The sequence below is a fragment of the Erwinia sp. Leaf53 genome (assembly GCF_001422605.1).
Lineage (GTDB): Bacteria > Pseudomonadota > Gammaproteobacteria > Enterobacterales > Enterobacteriaceae > Erwinia.
Genome location: NZ_LMLK01000002.1, coordinates 69,022 through 86,535 on the forward strand (window position 1 = coordinate 69,022; position 17,514 = coordinate 86,535).

Annotated in this window: 14 protein-coding genes; 7 read left to right on the forward strand and 7 right to left on the reverse strand. The window is 61.0% G+C overall.

Annotated features, from left to right (window positions below; genetic code table 11):
• Positions 1 to 115: 115 nt before the first annotated feature.
• From ASF13_RS03185 to pilM, 3 genes are all read right to left on the reverse strand, one after another.
• Positions 116 to 625 carry a hypothetical protein gene (locus ASF13_RS03185; protein ID WP_056232538.1) on the reverse strand — a complete coding sequence of 170 codons (510 nt, stop codon included), beginning with the start codon at positions 623 to 625 and terminating at the stop codon, positions 116 to 118.
• Between the two features lie 127 nt (positions 626 to 752).
• Positions 753 to 1,295, reverse strand: coding sequence for a PilN domain-containing protein (locus ASF13_RS03190; protein ID WP_056232539.1), 543 nt, complete (start codon positions 1,293 to 1,295; stop codon positions 753 to 755).
• Positions 1,295 to 2,116, reverse strand: a complete 822-nt coding sequence (gene pilM / locus ASF13_RS03195; RefSeq protein ID WP_056232541.1) for a type IV pilus biogenesis protein PilM — start codon at positions 2,114 to 2,116, stop codon at positions 1,295 to 1,297. Before pilM ends, ASF13_RS03190 begins: the two co-directional genes overlap by 1 nt.
• A gap of 116 nt (positions 2,117 to 2,232) precedes the next feature.
• Here pilM and mrcA point away from each other — a divergent pair, with 116 nt between their 5' ends.
• Positions 2,233 to 4,788: a peptidoglycan glycosyltransferase/peptidoglycan DD-transpeptidase MrcA gene (gene mrcA / locus ASF13_RS03200; protein ID WP_056232543.1), complete on the forward strand. Its 2,556-nt coding sequence runs from the start codon at positions 2,233 to 2,235 to the stop codon at positions 4,786 to 4,788.
• A gap of 158 nt (positions 4,789 to 4,946) precedes the next feature.
• Here the strand turns inward: mrcA and nudE are convergent, their stop codons facing one another.
• Positions 4,947 to 5,513: an ADP compounds hydrolase NudE gene (nudE, locus tag ASF13_RS03205; RefSeq protein ID WP_056232545.1), complete on the reverse strand. Its 567-nt coding sequence runs from the start codon at positions 5,511 to 5,513 to the stop codon at positions 4,947 to 4,949.
• Positions 5,514 to 5,916: 403 nt separating this feature from the next.
• Between nudE and ASF13_RS03210 the strand changes: the two genes are divergently transcribed.
• The 4 genes from ASF13_RS03210 to pckA all read left to right on the forward strand — a co-directional run bounded on the left by ASF13_RS03210 (position 5,917) and on the right by pckA (position 11,567).
• Positions 5,917 to 8,049 carry an intracellular growth attenuator family protein gene (locus ASF13_RS03210; RefSeq protein ID WP_056232547.1) on the forward strand — a complete coding sequence of 711 codons (2,133 nt, stop codon included), beginning with the start codon at positions 5,917 to 5,919 and terminating at the stop codon, positions 8,047 to 8,049.
• A gap of 133 nt (positions 8,050 to 8,182) precedes the next feature.
• Entirely contained in the window at positions 8,183 to 8,590 is a 408-nt protein-coding gene (gene hslR, locus ASF13_RS03215; protein ID WP_056232549.1) for a ribosome-associated heat shock protein Hsp15, read from the forward strand.
• A 30-nt stretch (positions 8,591 to 8,620) separates the two neighbouring features.
• On the forward strand, positions 8,621 to 9,499 hold the full coding sequence (gene hslO / locus ASF13_RS03220) for an Hsp33 family molecular chaperone HslO (RefSeq protein ID WP_056232551.1): 879 nt from the start codon (positions 8,621 to 8,623) through the stop codon (positions 9,497 to 9,499).
• 448 nt (positions 9,500 to 9,947) lie between these two features.
• Positions 9,948 to 11,567, forward strand: a complete 1,620-nt coding sequence (pckA, locus tag ASF13_RS03225; RefSeq protein WP_056232553.1) for a phosphoenolpyruvate carboxykinase (ATP) — start codon at positions 9,948 to 9,950, stop codon at positions 11,565 to 11,567.
• A 94-nt stretch (positions 11,568 to 11,661) separates the two neighbouring features.
• Here the strand turns inward: pckA and envZ are convergent, their stop codons facing one another.
• The 3 genes from envZ to ASF13_RS25135 all read right to left on the reverse strand — a co-directional run bounded on the left by envZ (position 11,662) and on the right by ASF13_RS25135 (position 14,196).
• Entirely contained in the window at positions 11,662 to 13,014 is a 1,353-nt protein-coding gene (gene envZ / locus ASF13_RS03230) for a two-component system sensor histidine kinase EnvZ (protein ID WP_056232555.1), read from the reverse strand.
• Positions 13,011 to 13,730 (reverse strand): two-component system response regulator OmpR, encoded by a 720-nt coding sequence (gene ompR, locus ASF13_RS03235; RefSeq protein WP_001157751.1) that lies wholly within the window; start codon positions 13,728 to 13,730, stop codon positions 13,011 to 13,013. The genes envZ and ompR overlap by 4 nt, the downstream gene beginning before the upstream one ends.
• A 331-nt stretch (positions 13,731 to 14,061) precedes the next feature.
• A complete protein-coding gene (locus ASF13_RS25135) occupies positions 14,062 to 14,196 on the reverse strand; it encodes a hypothetical protein (RefSeq protein WP_255354404.1) in 135 nt (44 codons plus the stop codon).
• Between the two features lie 90 nt (positions 14,197 to 14,286).
• Here ASF13_RS25135 and greB point away from each other — a divergent pair, with 90 nt between their 5' ends.
• Both greB and ASF13_RS03245 read left to right on the forward strand, forming a co-directional pair.
• A complete protein-coding gene (gene greB / locus ASF13_RS03240) occupies positions 14,287 to 14,766 on the forward strand; it encodes a transcription elongation factor GreB (RefSeq protein WP_056232557.1) in 480 nt (159 codons plus the stop codon).
• A gap of 256 nt (positions 14,767 to 15,022) precedes the next feature.
• Positions 15,023 to 17,362 (forward strand): Tex family protein, encoded by a 2,340-nt coding sequence (locus ASF13_RS03245; protein ID WP_056232560.1) that lies wholly within the window; start codon positions 15,023 to 15,025, stop codon positions 17,360 to 17,362.
• Positions 17,363 to 17,514: the final 152 nt, after the last annotated feature.

A 17,514-nucleotide genomic window follows, 5' to 3' on the forward strand; every position in this document is an offset into this window, starting at 1 on the left:
GCACAAAGCCCATCAAGCAGCCGACAGCGCGATATGGCTGCACAAAGCCCATCAGGCAGCCGACAGATCGTGGTAGCCGCTCTGAGCGGCACCCTCAGCCAGCGGTAACGCGTGCTCATCGCGCGCCCCCGGCATCCTGTTCCGTCACCAGCGTCAGCAGCAGACGCAGCGCCTCGGCGTTACCGTGCAGCGAAAGCCGTACGATCGACACCGGCGGCCGCAGCGTGGTCAGATAATCCAGCAGCCGGATAAACTGCGGCCACTGCAGCGTCAGCGCCAGCTCCCCGCCCTGTGGGCCGGGCTGCCAGTGCTGCAGCCGCGCGCCGCTTTCACTCAGCAGTGCGGGCAGGGAGAAGTCGCGCCGTGACTCACCAGCCGCCTGCAGTTGCTCTAGCCTGGCGCGAAGCGTGCTCAGCGCCGGTATTTTTTGCAGCTGTTGCAACTGCAAACGATAACGCAGCAGCGCCTGACGCTGCTGGTGTGCCAGCTGGTCAGCCTGCTGCAGCACCGGGCTGGCTCCCCACAGCCACCCCAGCGCCGCCAGCACAGCCACCAGCGCCAGCACGCTGGCGGTTTTCAGCCACCACGCGGCCTGCAGCCACCTGAGCAGATAACGTTGAGTCATGCGTGTTCCCCCTGTCGCCTGCAAACCGGCAAAAAATACGTCACTGTCGCTCGTTCTGTCGTCAGCCGGACAGATAAGCCCGGATCATGAAGGTTCTCCTGCAGCCCGCCCAGCCGGCAGTCCTGAATCACGGGGGCGCCGGTTGACGCAAATGAACCTGCAGGCTGAAATGCACCTCGTCCTCTGCGTTACGCACCACGCTGCCGGACGTGACCTGCTGCACCCAGCTCAGCTGCCCGAGACGGTCACGGAACCTGTGCACGCCCGCAACGCCACGGCTGGCACCTTGCAGCTGCACGCCAGCGGTGCCTGTTTTCAGCTCGCTCAGCCACACCCCGGCAGGAATGACCTGCGCTATCCGTTCTGCAACATCCCGCCACAGCAGAAGCCGTTGCAGCCGCTGCTGCTGCTGCAGGCGCTGCAGTTGCAGAGCGTTCAGCGGCTGCAAAACGGCCTGCGTGCGCGCCTGCAGTGCGGCGGCCAGCCGCTGCGCCTCGACGCAGGTTGCCAACAGCGCCTTCTGCTGGCGGTTAAGCTGATGCTGCCACTGCAGCCACAGACCCGGCAGGGCACTCAACAACGGCAGAGCCACCAACAGCAGCAGACACCAGCGCCGCCACTGCCGCCGCAGGCGCTGCGTGCGCCACGGCAGCAAATTGACCGGCACCATCAGCGATCCTCCGGGCGCAGCGCCAGCCCGATCGCCAGCGAAAAAGCACCGGCACAGGCAGGCAACGGCGGCTGCCAGAAGCGCATCGCCTGCAGCGGTGACAGCGCCAGGGTGCCCGGCGGCGGCGGCTCCGCCAGCGCCGAGCTGTACCAGATCTCACCCGCCGCCGGCAGCTTACTCAGATGCAGGCTGCCAAAGTCTGCCGCCTCCTCCAGCGCACACCATCCCCACGGCTGTTCTGCATGCTGCGGTGCATACCACAGCCAGTGATCGCTGGTGCGGTGTACCAGCGTGGCGTGAGGGTCAAGGTTCAGGGTACCGGCCAGCACGCCGAGTGCACCGGGGGTCAGTTCCAGCACCTGCGCCACTAGGCCGGCCTGCTGCAGACAACTGACCCAGCTGTGTAACGCTTCCTGGCGGGTGGCGGTCAGCATCAGTTGCCCGGCGGCCGCAGAGCGGTAATCCAGCGCCAGCGCCTCCGGCTCGATCGGGAACAGCTGACGCGCCGCCGCGGTGATATAGCGGTGGCGATCGGGTTCGTGCAGGCGCATCGCCGGCAGGCTCAGCGGGCGCTGCATTACCGGATGTGGCGGGAACCCCACCCGTAGCGAAAAGCGGCCCGGCAACAGCCGACGCCAGCGCTGCAACAGCGCGCTAACGATGTCCGGACGTTGCATGAGGCCATTTCTTAACGTATCTTGCGGCAGGTCGTGTTGCCACCAGTGGCGGAGCTGCCAGCCGTTGCGGCGTTGCTGAACGGCAAGGGCACACAGCTGCCCGTTTTGAATATCCAGCCCGATCTGCCATATCTGAAGAGCCATGCGGCGATCTCCTTATCGTCAGTTTTAAAAGGACGTATCCAAGCTACTGGCTAGCCTTTATACTACCGCGCGATTGTTTATAAACTGCCCAATCGACTTTAAATGGGAAATATCAGGTGAAGTTCGTAAAGTATTTATTGATCCTTGCAGTGTGTTGCATTTTGCTGGGAGCAGGCTCGATCTATGGTTTATACAAATACATAGAGCCGCAGCTGCCCGACGTCGCCACGCTGAAAGATGTGCGTCTGCAGACGCCGATGCAGGTGTTCAGCGCAGACAACGAGCTGATCGCCCAGTACGGTGAAAAACGCCGTATCCCCCTGACGTTGCAGCAGATGCCGCCGCAGCTGGTGAAGGCCTTTATTGCCACCGAAGACAGCCGCTTTTATGAGCACCACGGCGTCGATCCGATCGGCATTTTCCGTGCTGCCAGCATTGCGCTGATGTCAGGGCACGCCTCGCAGGGTGCCAGTACCATCACCCAGCAGCTGGCGAGGAACTTCTTCCTCAGCCCCGAAAAAACGCTGACGCGCAAAATCAAGGAAGCTTTCCTGGCGATTCGTATCGAACAGACGATGAGCAAAGATGAGATCCTTGAGCTGTACCTGAACAAGATCTACCTCGGCTACCGCGCCTATGGCGTGGGCGCGGCGGCGCAGGTCTACTTCGGTAAAAACGTCGATGAGCTGTCGCTGAGCGAAATGGCGATGATTGCCGGCCTGCCGAAAGCGCCGTCGACCTTTAACCCGCTCTACTCCCATACCCGGGCGGTGCAGCGCCGTAATACGGTGCTGGCGCGCATGCTGGACCAGCAGTACATCACCCAGTCACAGTATGATGAGGCGCGTAACACGCCGCTGGTCGCTAACTACCACACGCCGGAGATCGCCTTCGGCGCCGCGTATCTGACCGAAATGGTGCGCCAGGAGATGGTTAAGCGTTACGGTGAAGGCGCCTACAACGACGGCTACAAGGTCTACACCACCGTCACCCGCAAGCTGCAGCTGGCCGCGCAGGACGCGGTACAGAACAACGTGATCGCCTACGATATGCGCCACGGCTACCGCGGCCCGGCCAGCGTGCTGTGGCAGGCCAGCCAGCCGGCCTGGGGCCATGCGGAGATCGTGAAGACCCTGAGAGCGCTGCCGGTCTATGGCCCGCTTAATCCGGCGGTGGTCACCCAGGCGAGCAGCGAGCAGGCCAGCGCCACGCTGCGTGACGGCAGCATCGTCAGCCTCGATCTGGCGGCCGTCCGCTGGGCGCGTCCGTTTAAGTCGGATACGCTGCAGGGCGCCACACCACGCTCCGTGAGCCAGGTGCTGCAACCCGGCCAGCAGATCTGGCTGCGCCAGGTGGACAACGCCTGGCAGCTCGCCCAGGTGCCGGACGTCAACTCCTCGCTGGTGTCGCTCGATCCCAACGACGGTGCCGTGCGCGCGCTGGTCGGCGGCTTCGACTTCAACCTCAGCAAATTTAACCGCGCCACCCAGGCGCTGCGTCAGGTCGGTTCGAACATCAAACCCTTCCTGTATACCGCAGCGATGGATCGCGGCCTGACGCTGGCCTCGATCCTCAACGACGTGCCGATCTCGCGCTGGGATGCCGGTGCCGGTGCCGACTGGCGGCCGAAAAACTCACCGAACACCTACGCCGGGCCAATCCGCCTGCGTCAGGGGCTGGGTGAGTCGAAAAACGTGGTGATGGTGCGCGCCATGCGCGCCATGGGCGTCGACTACGCCGCTGAGTATCTGCAACGCTTCGGCTTCCCGGCGGAAAATATCGTGCATACCGAATCGCTGGCGCTGGGCTCGGCCTCCTTCACCCCGCTGCAGATGGTGCGCGGCTATTCGGTGATGGCCAACGGTGGTTTCCTGGTCGATCCGTACTTTATTACCCGCATTGAGAACGAGCAGGGTGACAAGGTCTTTGAGGTCAAACCGAAAATCGCCTGCCCGCAGTGCAATCTGCCGGTGATTTACGGCGAGACCCAAAAGGCGGTGGCGCTGAGCGAAGACAGCGTGGAAAACGTGGCGGTATCGCAGGAGAAAACCAACTTTGCCGTACCGCAGCCGCAGCTGGGCGAAGTCACTCAGCAGCAGGTGCAGCAGGACGGTGAGCAGCAGTATGCGCCACACGTGATCAACACCCCGCTGTCGTTCCTGATCAAAAGCGCGCTGAACTCGAACATCTTCGGCGAGCCGGGCTGGATGGGCACCGGCTGGCGTGCCGGCAAGGAGCTGAAACGCAACGATATCGGCGGCAAAACAGGCACCACCAACAGCTCGAAGGACGCCTGGTTCTCCGGCTACGGCCCTGGCGTGGTGACCTCGGTGTGGATTGGTTTTGACGACCACCGCCGCGATCTGGGGCGCACCACTGCGTCAGGGGCGATCAAGGAGCAGATCTCCGGCTACGAAGGCGGGGCCAAGAGTGCTCAGCCGGCGTGGGATGATTATATGAAAAGCGCGCTGGATGGCGTACCGCTAGAGCCACTGACGCCGCCGCAGGGCGTGGTGACGGTGAATATCGACCGCGGCACCGGTAAGCTGGCCAACGGTGGCGGCAACACCCGCCAGGAGTACTTTATCGAGGGCACCCAGCCCACCGAATACTCCGTGCACGACACCGGTACCACGCTTATTGATAACGGCGAAAGCCACGAGCTGTTCTGATCGAATGATGCCGGGCCAGCCCGGCGGTTCAGCGATACAGGCCGGGGCAACCCGGCCTTTTTTTATCTCCGCGCCCGATCCTGAATAACGTTGTGATTGCGCGTTTACTACAAAGGCGTCACCGCTGTATGACTGCGCGTACCGCGTTTACCTGCGGATCAGTACGCTATACGCCCCTGCTTCACCAGCCATTCACGCACCAGAAACAGCGCGCTGACGTTACGCGCTTCGCGGAAATCCGGCTCATCAAGCAGCGCCAGCAGGTTGTTAAGCGGCCAGCGCAGCTGCGGCAGCGGCTCCGGTTCATCTCCTTCAAGCTGTTCCGGATACAACCCTTCCGCCACCACGATATTCATTTTACTGGAGAAATAGGAGGGGGCCATGGTCAGCCTGCCGAGACTTTCCAGCTGCTCTGCCCCAAAACCGGCCTCTTCTTTCAGCTCACGGTTCGCGGCCTCAAACGGGGTTTCACCCGGGTCGATCAACCCTTTAGGGAAGCCCAGCTCGTAGCACTCCAGCCCCACCGCGTACTCCTGAATCAGGATCAGGTGATCGTCAACGATCGGCACAATCATCACCGCTTCACGATCGGACGGGCGCATCCGTTCATAGACCCGGCGTGCGCCGTTGCTGAAGGCAAGATCCACCGCTTCAACGGTAAACAACCGCGATTGCGCCACCGTCTCGACCTTGAGGATGTCAGGTTTTTGTAATTGTCTGGTCATCATGGCCCCAGGATATAACCGAAGTAAGCGCCGGTACCCGCGTCGACAGCGGGAACTGACCGTATTAACGTTCATTGTGCGGCAGCCACCGCAGGAATCCAATCATCGCATGAATCATTTCACCTATTTATAACAAATCATTGTAAACATAAGGAAATTCTTTTAATGCAAGTCAAGCCACCCGCAGATAAATAGGATTATGCCGATATTCTTCATGAGAAATTCCGGGTACCATTCAGGACGGGCATCGAATACAAACATTATAACGCTATGATTTTTATTACTCTTTTTCCATTTATTGCTGATTGCAAGCACGGCGCAAACTCGCCACAATTGGTCAGGGCATGACGAGAGTCTTACGCGAGAACGGTGACAGGGGAATCGTGGCGGAAATGAGGGAAGCATGAGCACAGTGGTCATCATCCTGGCTGTAATGCTGGCCGGCTTCGTCGTGGCCGGCTGCCTGTTCTGGTTCGCCATGCGCCATCGCCCGCCTTTTGCTAAACCCCTGCCGTTTATCAGCCCCCCCAATCGCAAGCTGAACAGCACAGAGCGTGCGGCGGTTGAACGCTATCTGTCCGCGCTGGCGCGCCATCGTAGCGGTACGATCCCGTCAGGATCCAGCAGCTCGCCGCAGCAGCTCGCCTTAACGTCACAAAGCAACAACGTTTACCCGGTCACTCGGGCCATCACCCGCTACGGTCTGTCGACCGACGAACCGCATAAGTGGCGCTACTACCTTGATGAAGTTGAGGTGCATCTGCCCGCCCAGTGGGAGCAGTTCATTGCCGAAGAGAACTTCGTCGAGCTGATTAAAACGCAAAGCGTGCCATTAGTTATCTCCCTGAACGGCCATACGCTTGACGAATACCGCTGGGAGCCCCCGGTGCTCAGCAGCGCCCTGCGCGTCAGCGGACAAAACGCCTCAATCCGCCAGGAAGAGAGGGAAAACGTTGAGCTGCTGCGCGTGCGTAAAGAGAGTGCGGAAGAGTACGCGCTGAACCGGCCGGACGGCACGCGTGAGGCGCTGGTGATCGGCGTGGCCCTGCTGCTGTTCTTCGTTGCCCTGACCGGACCGCTGGTGCTGATGCCGTGGCTGGTGCTGGCCGGCGTCAGCATGGTGCTGGTCAGCTGCTGGTTCCTCTATCGCCCGCCCGCCAGCAAGGCACTGCGTGATATCCACTGCCTGCGCGGCACGCCGAAACGCTGGGGGCTGTTTGGTGAATCGAACCAGGGCCAGGCCAGTTCGATCTCGCTGGGCATCATCGATCTGATCTATCCGCCGCACTGGCAGAACTACGTCACCCAGGATCTCGGCCAGACCACAGAAATCGATCTCTACCTCAGCCGCCACGTAGTGCGCCAGGGGCGCTTCCTGTCGCTGCAGGATGAAGTGCGTAATTTTCCCCTGCAGCGCTGGCGCAAAAACGTGGTGCTGGCGGCCGGTTGCCTGCTGGTGCTGGCGCTGCTGATGAGCTGGGTTCCCCTCAGCATGCCGTGGAAAATCAGCCTGGCGTGGATTAAGGGCACCGAAAGCCTGCAGGTCAGCCAGGTCAGCGAGCTGGAAAAAGCCCACCTGCGCGTCGGCGACAGCCTGCGGGTAAAAGGTACCGGGATGTGTTCAGTACCGGCCATTTATCAGGGCAACCGAAACTACGCGTTTATGCCGTTCGACTGTTCTGCGGTGTACTGGAATAACGCCGTGCCGCTACCGCTGCCGCAGTCAGAGGTGATCGATAAGGCCACCGCACTGGTGGACGCCATCAGCCAGCAGCTGCACCCGCAAACCGGCGGCGATGCCAAGCTGAACCCGCAGCTGGCCAGCGCCATTCAGAAGGCCGGGATGATCCTTCTGGATGACTTTTCGGATATTGTGCAGAAAACTCAGGCGCTGTGCAGCCAGGAGCAGGATTGCGTCCGGCTGAAAAACGCGCTGGTCAACCTCGGCAGCGCCAAAGACTGGCCGACGCTGGTACGCCGCGCGGACTCCGGGGCGCTGAACGGCACTAACGTGATTCTGCGTCCGGTCAGCGCCGACGCGCTGGAAAATCTGGTCAACACCGCCACCGCCACCTTCTTCTATCGCGAAACGCGCCGGGCTGCCGAAGCGCTGAACAGCCCGCCGCCGGGCGGTTTTTTGCTGATCAGCGACGAAGGCCGTCAGCTGGTCAGCCAGCCAGCCCCGCCGGTATCACTGTTTGACTACAACGCGCCGGACCAGTGGCCGGCGCTGCAGCGGCTGGCCGGCATGATGCTGCATACGCCTTTCAACGTTTCCGGCATCGTCACCGGTATCACCACCGATGCCAACGGCACCCGACACGTGGTGCTGCACAGCGAACCCGACGTCACGACTCTGTGGCGTTATCTGGGCACCAGCCTGCTGCTGCTGGTGCTGCTGACAGGTTTTATCCTCAACACGCTGCTGGCCCTGCTGCGTATTCAGCGCAATCGTCAACGCCTGCTGGCTATCCAGCAGTACTACGATAAGTGCTTCAGCCACTCGCTGGGCGATATCAAGGCCATCCGCCCGTGACAGGCCCTGTAAAGTTTGTGCTATTTTTAAGTCTAATCTGACTTCACCGACCCGGTACCTCCTGCGGCGATCCCTTCGCTGACTTGAAAGCACCCAGGGTGCCCACATATAGGGGTATTCCCAAGGAGCCACGATGAAAGAAAAACCCACTGACGGGGTCCGTCTTGATAAATGGCTGTGGGCGGCGCGCTTCTATAAAACCCGCGCCATCGCCCGCGAGATGATCGAGGGCGGCAAGGTTCACTATAACGGCCAGCGCGGTAAGCCGAGCAAACTGGTAGAGAGCGGTGCCGAACTGACGCTGCGTCAGGGAAACGACGAGCGCACGGTAGTGATCCAGGCCGTCAGCGACAAACGCGGCCCGGCTGGCGACGCCCGGCTGCTCTACCTGGAAACCGCGCAGAGCATTGAGAAGCGCGAAAAGGTGGCGCTGGCGCGTAAGCTGAATGCGCTGAGCATGCCGCACCCCGACCGCCGCCCGGATAAAAAAGAGCGTCGCGACCTGATGAAATTTAAAAATTCCGGCGAGGGTGCTGAGTAACCCCGGCCCGCCACAACGAGAGAATAAGCTATGTCCCAGCAAGATCAGATGCACCGTTACCTGTTTGAAAACCACGCCGTGCGCGGCGAACTGGTCAACGTTTCCCAGACCTGGCGTGAAATCACCGCCGGGCACGACTACCCGCAACCGGTGCAGCAGATCCTCGGTGAGCTGCTGGTGGCCACCAGCCTGCTGACCGCCACGCTGAAGTTTGACGGTGATATCACCGTACAGCTGCAGGGTGACGGCCCGCTGAATCTGGCGGTAATTAACGGTAACAATCAGCAGGAGATGCGCGGCGTGGCGCGCGTGCAGGGCGAGATCGCCGACGGCAGCAGCCTGAAACAGCTGGTCGGCAACGGCTACCTGATCATCACCATTTCGCCGAAAGAGGGTGAACGCTATCAGGGCGTAGTCGGTCTGGAAGGCGACACGCTGGCCGCCTGTCTGGAAGATTACTTTATGCGCTCCGAGCAGCTGCCAACCCGGCTGTTTATCCACACCGGTGAGGCCGAAGGCCAGCCGGGCGCAGGCGGCGTACTGCTGCAGGTGCTGCCGGCCCAGGACAGCCAGATGGACGATTTCAGCCACCTCGCCACCCTGACCGAAACCCTGAAAACCGAAGAGCTGCTGACCCTGCCAGCGAACGAAGTCCTGTGGCGTCTCTACCATCAGGAAGAGGTGACGGTGTACGATCCGCAGCCGGTTTGCTTTAAGTGCACCTGCTCGCGCGAGCGCTGCGCCGATGTACTGAGCACCCTGCCGCAGCACGAAGTCGACGAGATCCTGGCGGAAGATGGCAATATTGATATGCACTGTGACTACTGCGGCAGCCACTACGTTTTCGACGCGGTGGATATTGCGGCCATCCGCAGCGGGTCGGCGGCAGCGGACCAACAGGTTCACTGATTTATAGCGGCATTGCGCCCGCGCCACTAGCGGGCCCTCAACTGAGGGCCCGCTAGTGGCGACTTCAGCGGCGGTCTATTTCTATCCTGCCAGACTCCCCGATGGCCTGAATCATTTTACCCACCGGGCTTTCCCTGTTTTCTCCTGCGCAGTCGTGCCGTTCAGGTGCCCCGCTCGCGCCGGGAAGTGGCTCATATTCCCCTGAGTCGCCGCAATACCGCATCTTCTGACACGACTCCTGCGGCATCCTGCAATCCGAACGGACGAATAACGTACGGCCTCTCACTTTTACCTTTTACCCCTTTCCCTTACTCGTAGCAGGTGTACACTGCGCGCGATCTCTCCAGCCGATTTTTATCCTGCCCTGACCGAAACCTGCGGATTTAATCGCTATTCATCCAGAAACACGCCATTTATGTTGTTGCAGCACACCACCAAAGGAGCCGTTATGAGCGTATACAGCCTGACTTCCGGGGAGCTTGCTACCTATGGTATTACCGCCACGACTGAGGTAATCCATAACCCCGATTACGACCAGCTGTTTAAGGAAGAGACCCGCCCCGGGCTGACCGGTTACGAGCGCGGTACGGTGACCGACTCCGGGGCCGTTGCCGTCGATACCGGCGTCTTTACCGGCCGTTCGCCAAAAGATAAGTATCTGGTGCGTGACGAGACCACCCGCGACATGCTGTGGTGGAGCGACCAGGGCACCGGTAAAAATGATAACCAGCCGCTGACGCCGGAGACCTGGCATGCGCTGAAGGAGCTGGTTAGCCGCCAGCTCTCCGGCAAGCGGCTGTTTGTGGTCGACGCCTGGTGCGGCGCTAACCCGGATACCCGCCTGTGCGTGCGTTTTATTACCGAGGTTGCCTGGCAGGCGCACTTCGTCAAAAACATGTTTATCCGGCCGGACGACGCGTCGCTCTCCTGTTTTACCCCGGACTTCGTGGTGATGAACGGCGCAAAATGTACCAATCCGCACTGGCAGGAGCAGGGGCTGAACTCAGAAAATTTTGTCGCGTTTAACCTGACCGAGCGTATGCAGCTGATCGGCGGCAGCTGGTACGGTGGCGAAATGAAGAAGGGCCTGTTCTCGATCATGAACACCCTGCTGCCGTTGAAGGGGATCGCATCCATGCACTGCTCGGCCAACGTGGGGAAACAGGGCGACGTGGCGATATTCTTCGGGCTTTCCGGGACCGGCAAAACCACCCTCTCGACCGATCCGCAGCGCCAGCTGATTGGCGATGACGAGCACGGCTGGGATAACGACGGCGTGTTTAACTTTGAAGGCGGCTGCTACGCTAAAACCATCAACCTCTCCGCGCAGGCCGAGCCGGAGATTTATCACGCCATCCGCCGCGACGCGCTGCTGGAGAACGTGGTGGTACGCGCGGACGGCTCGGTGGATTACGCCGACGGCAGCAGGACCGAAAATACCCGGGTTTCTTACCCGATTAATCATATTGAAAATATCGTTAAGCCGGTCTCGAAAGCGGGTCACGCGAAAACCGTGATCTTCCTCACCGCCGACGCCTTTGGCGTGCTGCCGCCGGTGTCACGGCTGACCCCGGCACAAACGCAGTACCACTTTCTGTCCGGCTTTACCGCCAAGCTGGCCGGCACCGAGCGCGGCGTCACCGAACCGACGCCAACCTTCTCCGCCTGCTTTGGCGCGGCGTTCCTCACCCTGCACCCGACGCAGTACGCCGAGGTGCTGGTAAAACGTATGCAGGCCGCCGGCGCGCAGGCGTGGCTGGTGAATACCGGCTGGAACGGCAGCGGTAAACGGTTTTCGCTGCAGGACACCCGCAACATCATCAACGCCATTCTCAGCAGCGAACTTAACGAGGGGGAGACGGTAACGCTGCCGGTGTTTAACCTGGCGATGCCGCTGCAGGTCAGCGGCGTAGACGGTCAGCTACTGGATCCGCGTAACAGCTACGCTAACGGGTCGGAGTGGCAAACGAAGGCGCAGGATCTGGCGCAGCGCTTTATCACCAACTTTGAAAAATTTACCGATACCGCAGCGGGTGCCGCGCTGGTGAAGGCGGGCCCGAAACTCTGAGGACGTTTGTGACCGCGGTCAGGCGGTCAGGCGGTCAGGCAGTCAGGCAGTCAGGCAGTCAGGCAGTCAGGCAGTCAGGCAGTCAGGCAGTCAGTCAGGGTGCCGGCGTGCCCGGCAGGGTATTCACCGGCGGCAGCGGCAGCCAGGCACGGATTTTCAGGCCGCCCCTGTCGCTGCGTCCAATCTCCAGCGTGCCCTGGTGGGCGTCGATAATACGCTGCACGATGGCGAGGCCAAGGCCGGTACCGCTGGTGCTGCGCGCGCTGTCACCGCGTACAAACGGCTGGAACAGATGCTTGAGCTGATCCGGCTCAATGCCCGGACCATCATCCTCCACCTGGAACCATGCCCGCTGCAGCTCACGCCCCGAACTCACCTTGATCCAGCCGTTGCCGTAGCGCGCAGCGTTCACCACCATATTGGCCGCAGCGCGCTTGATTGCCAGCGGGTTAATATCCAGCATCAGTTCAGACGGCATCACCGCGCTTTCGATCTCGCGTTCATAGCCGCTTTCGGCCGCCACGACCTCGCCCAGTACGCCGTTCAGATCGGCGACCTCAAACTGCATCTCCTGGCCGGTGCGCAGGTAGTCGATAAACTGCTCGATAATCGCGTTGCACTCTTCGATATCTTTGTTGATCGACTCGGCCAGATAGCCGTCCTGCCCGGACATCATCTCTGTCGCCAGGCGAATGCGCGTCAGCGGCGTGCGCAGATCGTGGCTGACCCCGGCCATCAGCAGCGTGCGATCGTCGGCCAGCTGCTTCACGCCGGAGGCCATCTGATTAAAGGCACGGGTTACCGATCGCACCTCCGACGCGCCGTACTCGCGCAGCGGCGGCGGAATAATGCCTTTTCCCACCTGCACCGCAGCGTGCTCCAGTTCCACTAAGGGTCGGTTCTGGATGCGGATAAACAGCCAGGCACCGCCGATCGCCAGCAGCATAATCGCCAGCGTGTAGCGGAACAGCGGCGAGAAGTCGCCCTGGTGGATCTCCGTCAGCGGCACGCGCACCCAGATATCCGGCGACAGCCAGGTTTTCAGCCACACCACCGGCGAGTTTTTATTCACCTCAACCCGCACATCGGTCGGCCCGCCCAGCTGCTGCGCCATCTGCTGGCTGAGAAATTCGTAGTGTTGCGCCCAGCGTAATCCGCTCTCTTCCGCCGCCGCATTGGTATACAGCGAGATGCCCAGCTCGCGGTAGATCTCACGACGGAAGGCCGGTGGCACCTCCAGCTGCGTGCCATCTTCCAGCTGCAACCGGTCGGTCATCAGCATCCGCACCTCATAGGCCAGCACTTTATTGAACTGCTGCAGGCTAGGCAGAATGGCAAAGTTCAGCACCACCAGGTAGGTCGTGACCAGGCTGACAAACAGCAGGGTCACGATCAGCAGCAGCGTGCGGGCAAATGAACTGCGGGGAGAGAAGCGGAATCGCCTCATGCTTTACTGCCGTCCGGTACAAACACGTAGCCGAGGCCCCAGACGGTCTGGATATAGCGCGGGTGCGCCGGGTCCTCTTCCACCATGCGGCGCAGGCGGGAGATCTGTACGTCGATCGAACGTTCCATGGCGCTGTATTCGCGGCCACGCGCCAGGTTCATCAGCTTATCGCGCGACAGCGGCTCGCGCGGGTGGCTCACCAGCGCCTTCAGTACCGCGAACTCCCCGCTGGTCAGCGGCATCGGCTCATCTTCGCGGAACATCTCGCGGGTGCCGAGGTTCAGCTTAAACTTACCGAAGGCGATCACCGCCTCTTCCTGCGACGGCGCGCCCGGCAGCTCGTTGGCCTGGCGACGCAGCACGGCGCGGATACGGGCCAGCAGCTCACGTGGGTTAAACGGTTTAGGAATGTAGTCATCGGCACCGATCTCCAGGCCGACGATACGGTCAACTTCTTCCCCTTTCGCCGTCACCATAATGATCGGCATCGGGTTGCTCTGGCTGCGCAGACGGCGGCAGATCGACAGGCCGTCTTCGCCCGGCAGCATCAGGTCCAGCACCATCAGGTGGAAGGACTCACGGGTCAGCAGGCGGTCCATCTGTTCGGCATTGGCGACGCTGCGCACCTGGAAGCCCTGTTCGGTCAGATAACGTTCCAGCAGCGCACGCAGGCGCATATCGTCATCCACGACCAGAATTTTGTAGTTTTCTTGCATTTCGTTACTCCCAAAGGCGCTATTGCCCGAGCTGGTATTTTTAAAAAAGATGCCTGAATGTAACAGTCAATAATGGTTTATATTGTAGCCGAAATTGTTACAAAGCATATTAAACAGGGGTTTATATTGCCATCATCCCTCACCGTTAGTCCCCGGACGAGCGGCGAAACGGATGAATTCGCCATCACGAACAGAGAGTAAGCACAGTGCTGACAGCCCCCTGCACAGCTACGCACCTCAGTCGCCCATAAAATTCGAGCGGTACGATAGCGACTGGCGCTGGCTGGATGAACAGTGCCAGCTCAGCGTGACTGGCCTCGCAATCAGTTAGTCAGCCGTTCAACGTCATGCCCGGACGCCAGTAGTATGCTGGCGTCAACGCCGACTGTCTGACGATGGCTACCGACAGCCCGGGCTTTTCAGATTTTCCGTTCTGATGCCGACCCGCCATTTTTACGCCATCCATGCCCCTCCCGCACGATCTGTTACGTTATTTGCATCCCACCCCACCTTCATCACAAAATAGCCCCCTACCCGAGGCAACCACGGCTGAACCATGAAAACCAAACTGATCACCCGCGAAGGCTACGATCTGCTGAAGCAGGAGCTGGATTTTCTGTGGCGCGAGGAGCGCCCGGAAGTGACCAAAAAAGTCACCTGGGCCGCCAGCCTTGGCGACCGCAGCGAAAACGCCGACTACCAGTACAACAAAAAGCGCCTGCGTGAAATCGATCGCCGGGTGCGCTACCTGACCAAATGCCTCGAGCAGCTGCGCATCGTTGACTACTCGCCGCAGCAGGATGGCAAAGTGTTCTTCGGCGCCTGGGTGGAGGTGGAAAACGACGACGGCGAGATCAAGCGTTTCCGCATCGTCGGCTATGACGAGATTTTTGCCCGCAACGACTATATCTCCATCGACTCGCCGATGGCGCGCGCGCTGCTGAAGAAAGAGGTTGGCGATGCCGCTACGGTACATACGCCGCTGGGCGAGGCAGTGTGGTACGTCAATGAGATCACCTATATCAACGCCTCGTGAAGCCTCTGCGCCGGTATCATTACCTGCACTTATCCTGAATCGCTCTGCCCGATCGCCTGCGTAAAAACGCGCTTAAGCACACACTGCACATCCCCGGCAGAACAGACGAAAAATTTTCCATCAGCGCTGCCTGCCGGGTTAAAGAGTCTTAAAGCATGCGCCCTGTGCCGCATCCGGCCGCCCCACTGCTGGTAATAACGCGCTGTAATCCGTATAACTGTTGCCCTGTTTCCAACGCCATAAAGTATCGAAAAAGATGAATGAATCGCTGAGCCGCATTATTGCAACCGAGCTGCAGGCCAGAGCAGAACAGGTCGACGCCGCCGTTCGCCTGCTGGATGAAGGGAATACCGTGCCGTTTATCGCACGCTATCGTAAGGAAGTGACCGGTGGGCTGGATGATACCCAGCTGCGCCAGCTGGAAACGCGCCTGAGCTACCTGCGCGAGCTGAGCGACCGCCGCCAGTCGATTCTGAAATCCATTACCGACCAGGGCAAGCTGACCGACGAGCTGGCCGCCGCCATCAACGGCACGCTGAGCAAAACCGAGCTGGAAGACCTCTACCTGCCCTATAAGCAGAAGCGCCGCACCCGCGGGCAGATTGCCATTGAGGCCGGGCTGGAGCCGCTGGCGGAAACGCTGTGGCACGAGCCAAAGCATGACCCCGAGCAGCTGGCGGCGGGCTACGTTGACGCCGATAAAGGCGTAGCCGACGTGAAGGCCGCCCTCGACGGCGCGCGCTATATTCTGATGGAGCGCTTTGCCGAAGACGCGTCGCTGCTGGCGAAAGTACGAGACTATCTGTGGAAGAACGCCCACCTGGTGGCGAAAGTGGTAGCCGGTAAAGAGGAAGAAGGCGCCAAGTTCCGCGACTACTTCGACCATCACGAAGCGCTGGCCAGCGTGCCGTCCCACCGTGCGCTGGCGATGCTGCGCGGCCGCAATGAAGGGGTGCTGCAGCTGGCGCTGAACCCGGATCCGCACTCTGACGAACCGCCGCGCGAAAGCCACGGCGAGCAGATTATCACCAGCCATCTTGACCTGCGCCTGAACAATGCCCCGGCAGACGCCTGGCGTAAAGCGGTGGTCAGCTGGACGTGGCGCATCAAGGTGCTGCTGCACCTCGAAACCGAGCTGATGGGTACGGTGCGCGAGCGCGCGGAAGATGAGGCGATCAACGTCTTCGCCCGCAACCTGCACGATCTGCTGATGGCCGCCCCGGCCGGGATGCGCGCCACCATGGGCCTCGATCCGGGCCTGCGCACCGGAGTAAAAGTGGCCGTGGTCGACGCCACCGGCAAGCTGGTGGCTACCGATACCATCTACCCGCACACCGGCCAGACCGCCAAAGCGGCCGCCAGCGTCGCCGCGCTGTGCCAGAAGCACAACGTCGAGCTGGTGGCGATCGGTAACGGCACCGCCTCCCGCGAGACTGAGCGCTTCTACCTCGACGTGCAGAAACAGTTCCCGGCGGTGAAGGGGCAGAAGGTGATCGTCAGCGAAGCCGGCGCCTCGGTCTACTCCGCCTCCGAACTGGCGGCGCTGGAGTTCCCGGACCTCGACGTCTCGCTGCGCGGTGCGGTCTCCATCGCCCGCCGCCTGCAGGATCCGCTCTCCGAGCTGGTGAAGATCGACCCGAAATCGATCGGCGTCGGCCAGTACCAGCACGACGTCAGCCAGAGCCAGCTGGCGAAGAAGCTGGATGCGGTGGTGGAAGACTGCGTAAACGGCGTTGGCGTCGATCTGAACACCGCTTCGGTGCCGCTGCTGACCCGCGTGGCGGGGCTGAGCAAGATGATCGCCCAGAATATCGTCAGCTGGCGCGACGAGAACGGCCGTTTTCAGAACCGTCAGCAGCTGCTGAAGGTCGGCCGCCTCGGGCCGAAAGCCTTTGAGCAGTGCGCCGGCTTCCTGCGCATCAACCAGGGTGATAACCCGCTGGATGCCTCAACCGTCCACCCGGAAGCCTATCCGGTGGTGGAGCGCATTCTGGCCGCCACCAAGCAGGCGCTGAGCGCGCTGATGGGCAACCCGGCGGCGCTGGGCGGCCTGAAAGCCGTCGATTTTACCGACGAGCGTTTCGGCGTGCCGACGGTCAGCGATATCATCAAAGAGCTGGAAAAACCGGGCCGCGACCCGCGTCCTGAGTTCAAAACCGCGCAGTTCGCCGACGGCGTGGAACAGATGAGCGACCTGCTGCCGGGCATGGTGCTGGAAGGCGCGGTGACCAACGTCACCAACTTCGGTGCGTTTGTTGATATCGGCGTGCATCAGGATGGCCTGGTGCATATCTCGTCGCTCTCTGACAAATTTATCGACGATCCGCACAAAGTCGTGAAGGCCGGGGATATCGTTAAGGTCAAGGTGATGGAGGTCGATCTGCAGCGCAAGCGCATCGCGCTGACCATGCGTCTGGACGAGCAGCCGGGCGAAGGCAACGCGCGGCGCGGGGGCGGCGCGGGTGCCGGTGGTAATGCACCTGCCCGTGATAACGCCCGCCCGGCCAGAGGCGCGAAGCCGCGCCCGGCGGCGCAGCCTGTCGGTAACAGCATGATGGGTGACGCGCTGGCGGCGGCGTTTGGAAAAAAACGCTAAGCCTGTTCAGGTAAGTCTTCTGCTTATCCGAAAAACGGCGAATCAGGGCGGATCGTAAGGTCCGCCCTGATCCTTTATCAGCCACCACTGGCTTTACTCCGTCACTCAACTGAAATGCACTGCTGCTTTGCAGCGACTACCGGGCTGAACGG

What these genes read in the sequence shown, in the direction of transcription:
- ASF13_RS03185 (WP_056232538.1), bottom strand. Translation starts at nt 625, where the DNA reads ATGACTCAACGTTATCTGCTCAGGTGGCTGCAGGCCGCGTGGTGGCTG.
- ASF13_RS03190 (WP_056232539.1), bottom strand. Translation starts at nt 1,295, where the DNA reads ATGGTGCCGGTCAATTTGCTGCCGTGGCGCACGCAGCGCCTGCGGCGG.
- pilM (WP_056232541.1), bottom strand. Translation starts at nt 2,116, where the DNA reads ATGGCTCTTCAGATATGGCAGATCGGGCTGGATATTCAAAACGGGCAG.
- nudE (WP_056232545.1), bottom strand. Translation starts at nt 5,513, where the DNA reads ATGACCAGACAATTACAAAAACCTGACATCCTCAAGGTCGAGACGGTG.
- ASF13_RS03210 (WP_056232547.1), top strand. Translation starts at nt 5,917, where the DNA reads ATGAGCACAGTGGTCATCATCCTGGCTGTAATGCTGGCCGGCTTCGTC.
- hslR (WP_056232549.1), top strand. Translation starts at nt 8,183, where the DNA reads ATGAAAGAAAAACCCACTGACGGGGTCCGTCTTGATAAATGGCTGTGG.
- hslO (WP_056232551.1), top strand. Translation starts at nt 8,621, where the DNA reads ATGTCCCAGCAAGATCAGATGCACCGTTACCTGTTTGAAAACCACGCC.
- pckA (WP_056232553.1), top strand. Translation starts at nt 9,948, where the DNA reads ATGAGCGTATACAGCCTGACTTCCGGGGAGCTTGCTACCTATGGTATT.
- envZ (WP_056232555.1), bottom strand. Translation starts at nt 13,014, where the DNA reads ATGAGGCGATTCCGCTTCTCTCCCCGCAGTTCATTTGCCCGCACGCTG.
- ompR (WP_001157751.1), bottom strand. Translation starts at nt 13,730, where the DNA reads ATGCAAGAAAACTACAAAATTCTGGTCGTGGATGACGATATGCGCCTG.
- ASF13_RS25135 (WP_255354404.1), bottom strand. Translation starts at nt 14,196, where the DNA reads ATGGATGGCGTAAAAATGGCGGGTCGGCATCAGAACGGAAAATCTGAA.
- greB (WP_056232557.1), top strand. Translation starts at nt 14,287, where the DNA reads ATGAAAACCAAACTGATCACCCGCGAAGGCTACGATCTGCTGAAGCAG.
- ASF13_RS03245 (WP_056232560.1), top strand. Translation starts at nt 15,023, where the DNA reads ATGAATGAATCGCTGAGCCGCATTATTGCAACCGAGCTGCAGGCCAGA.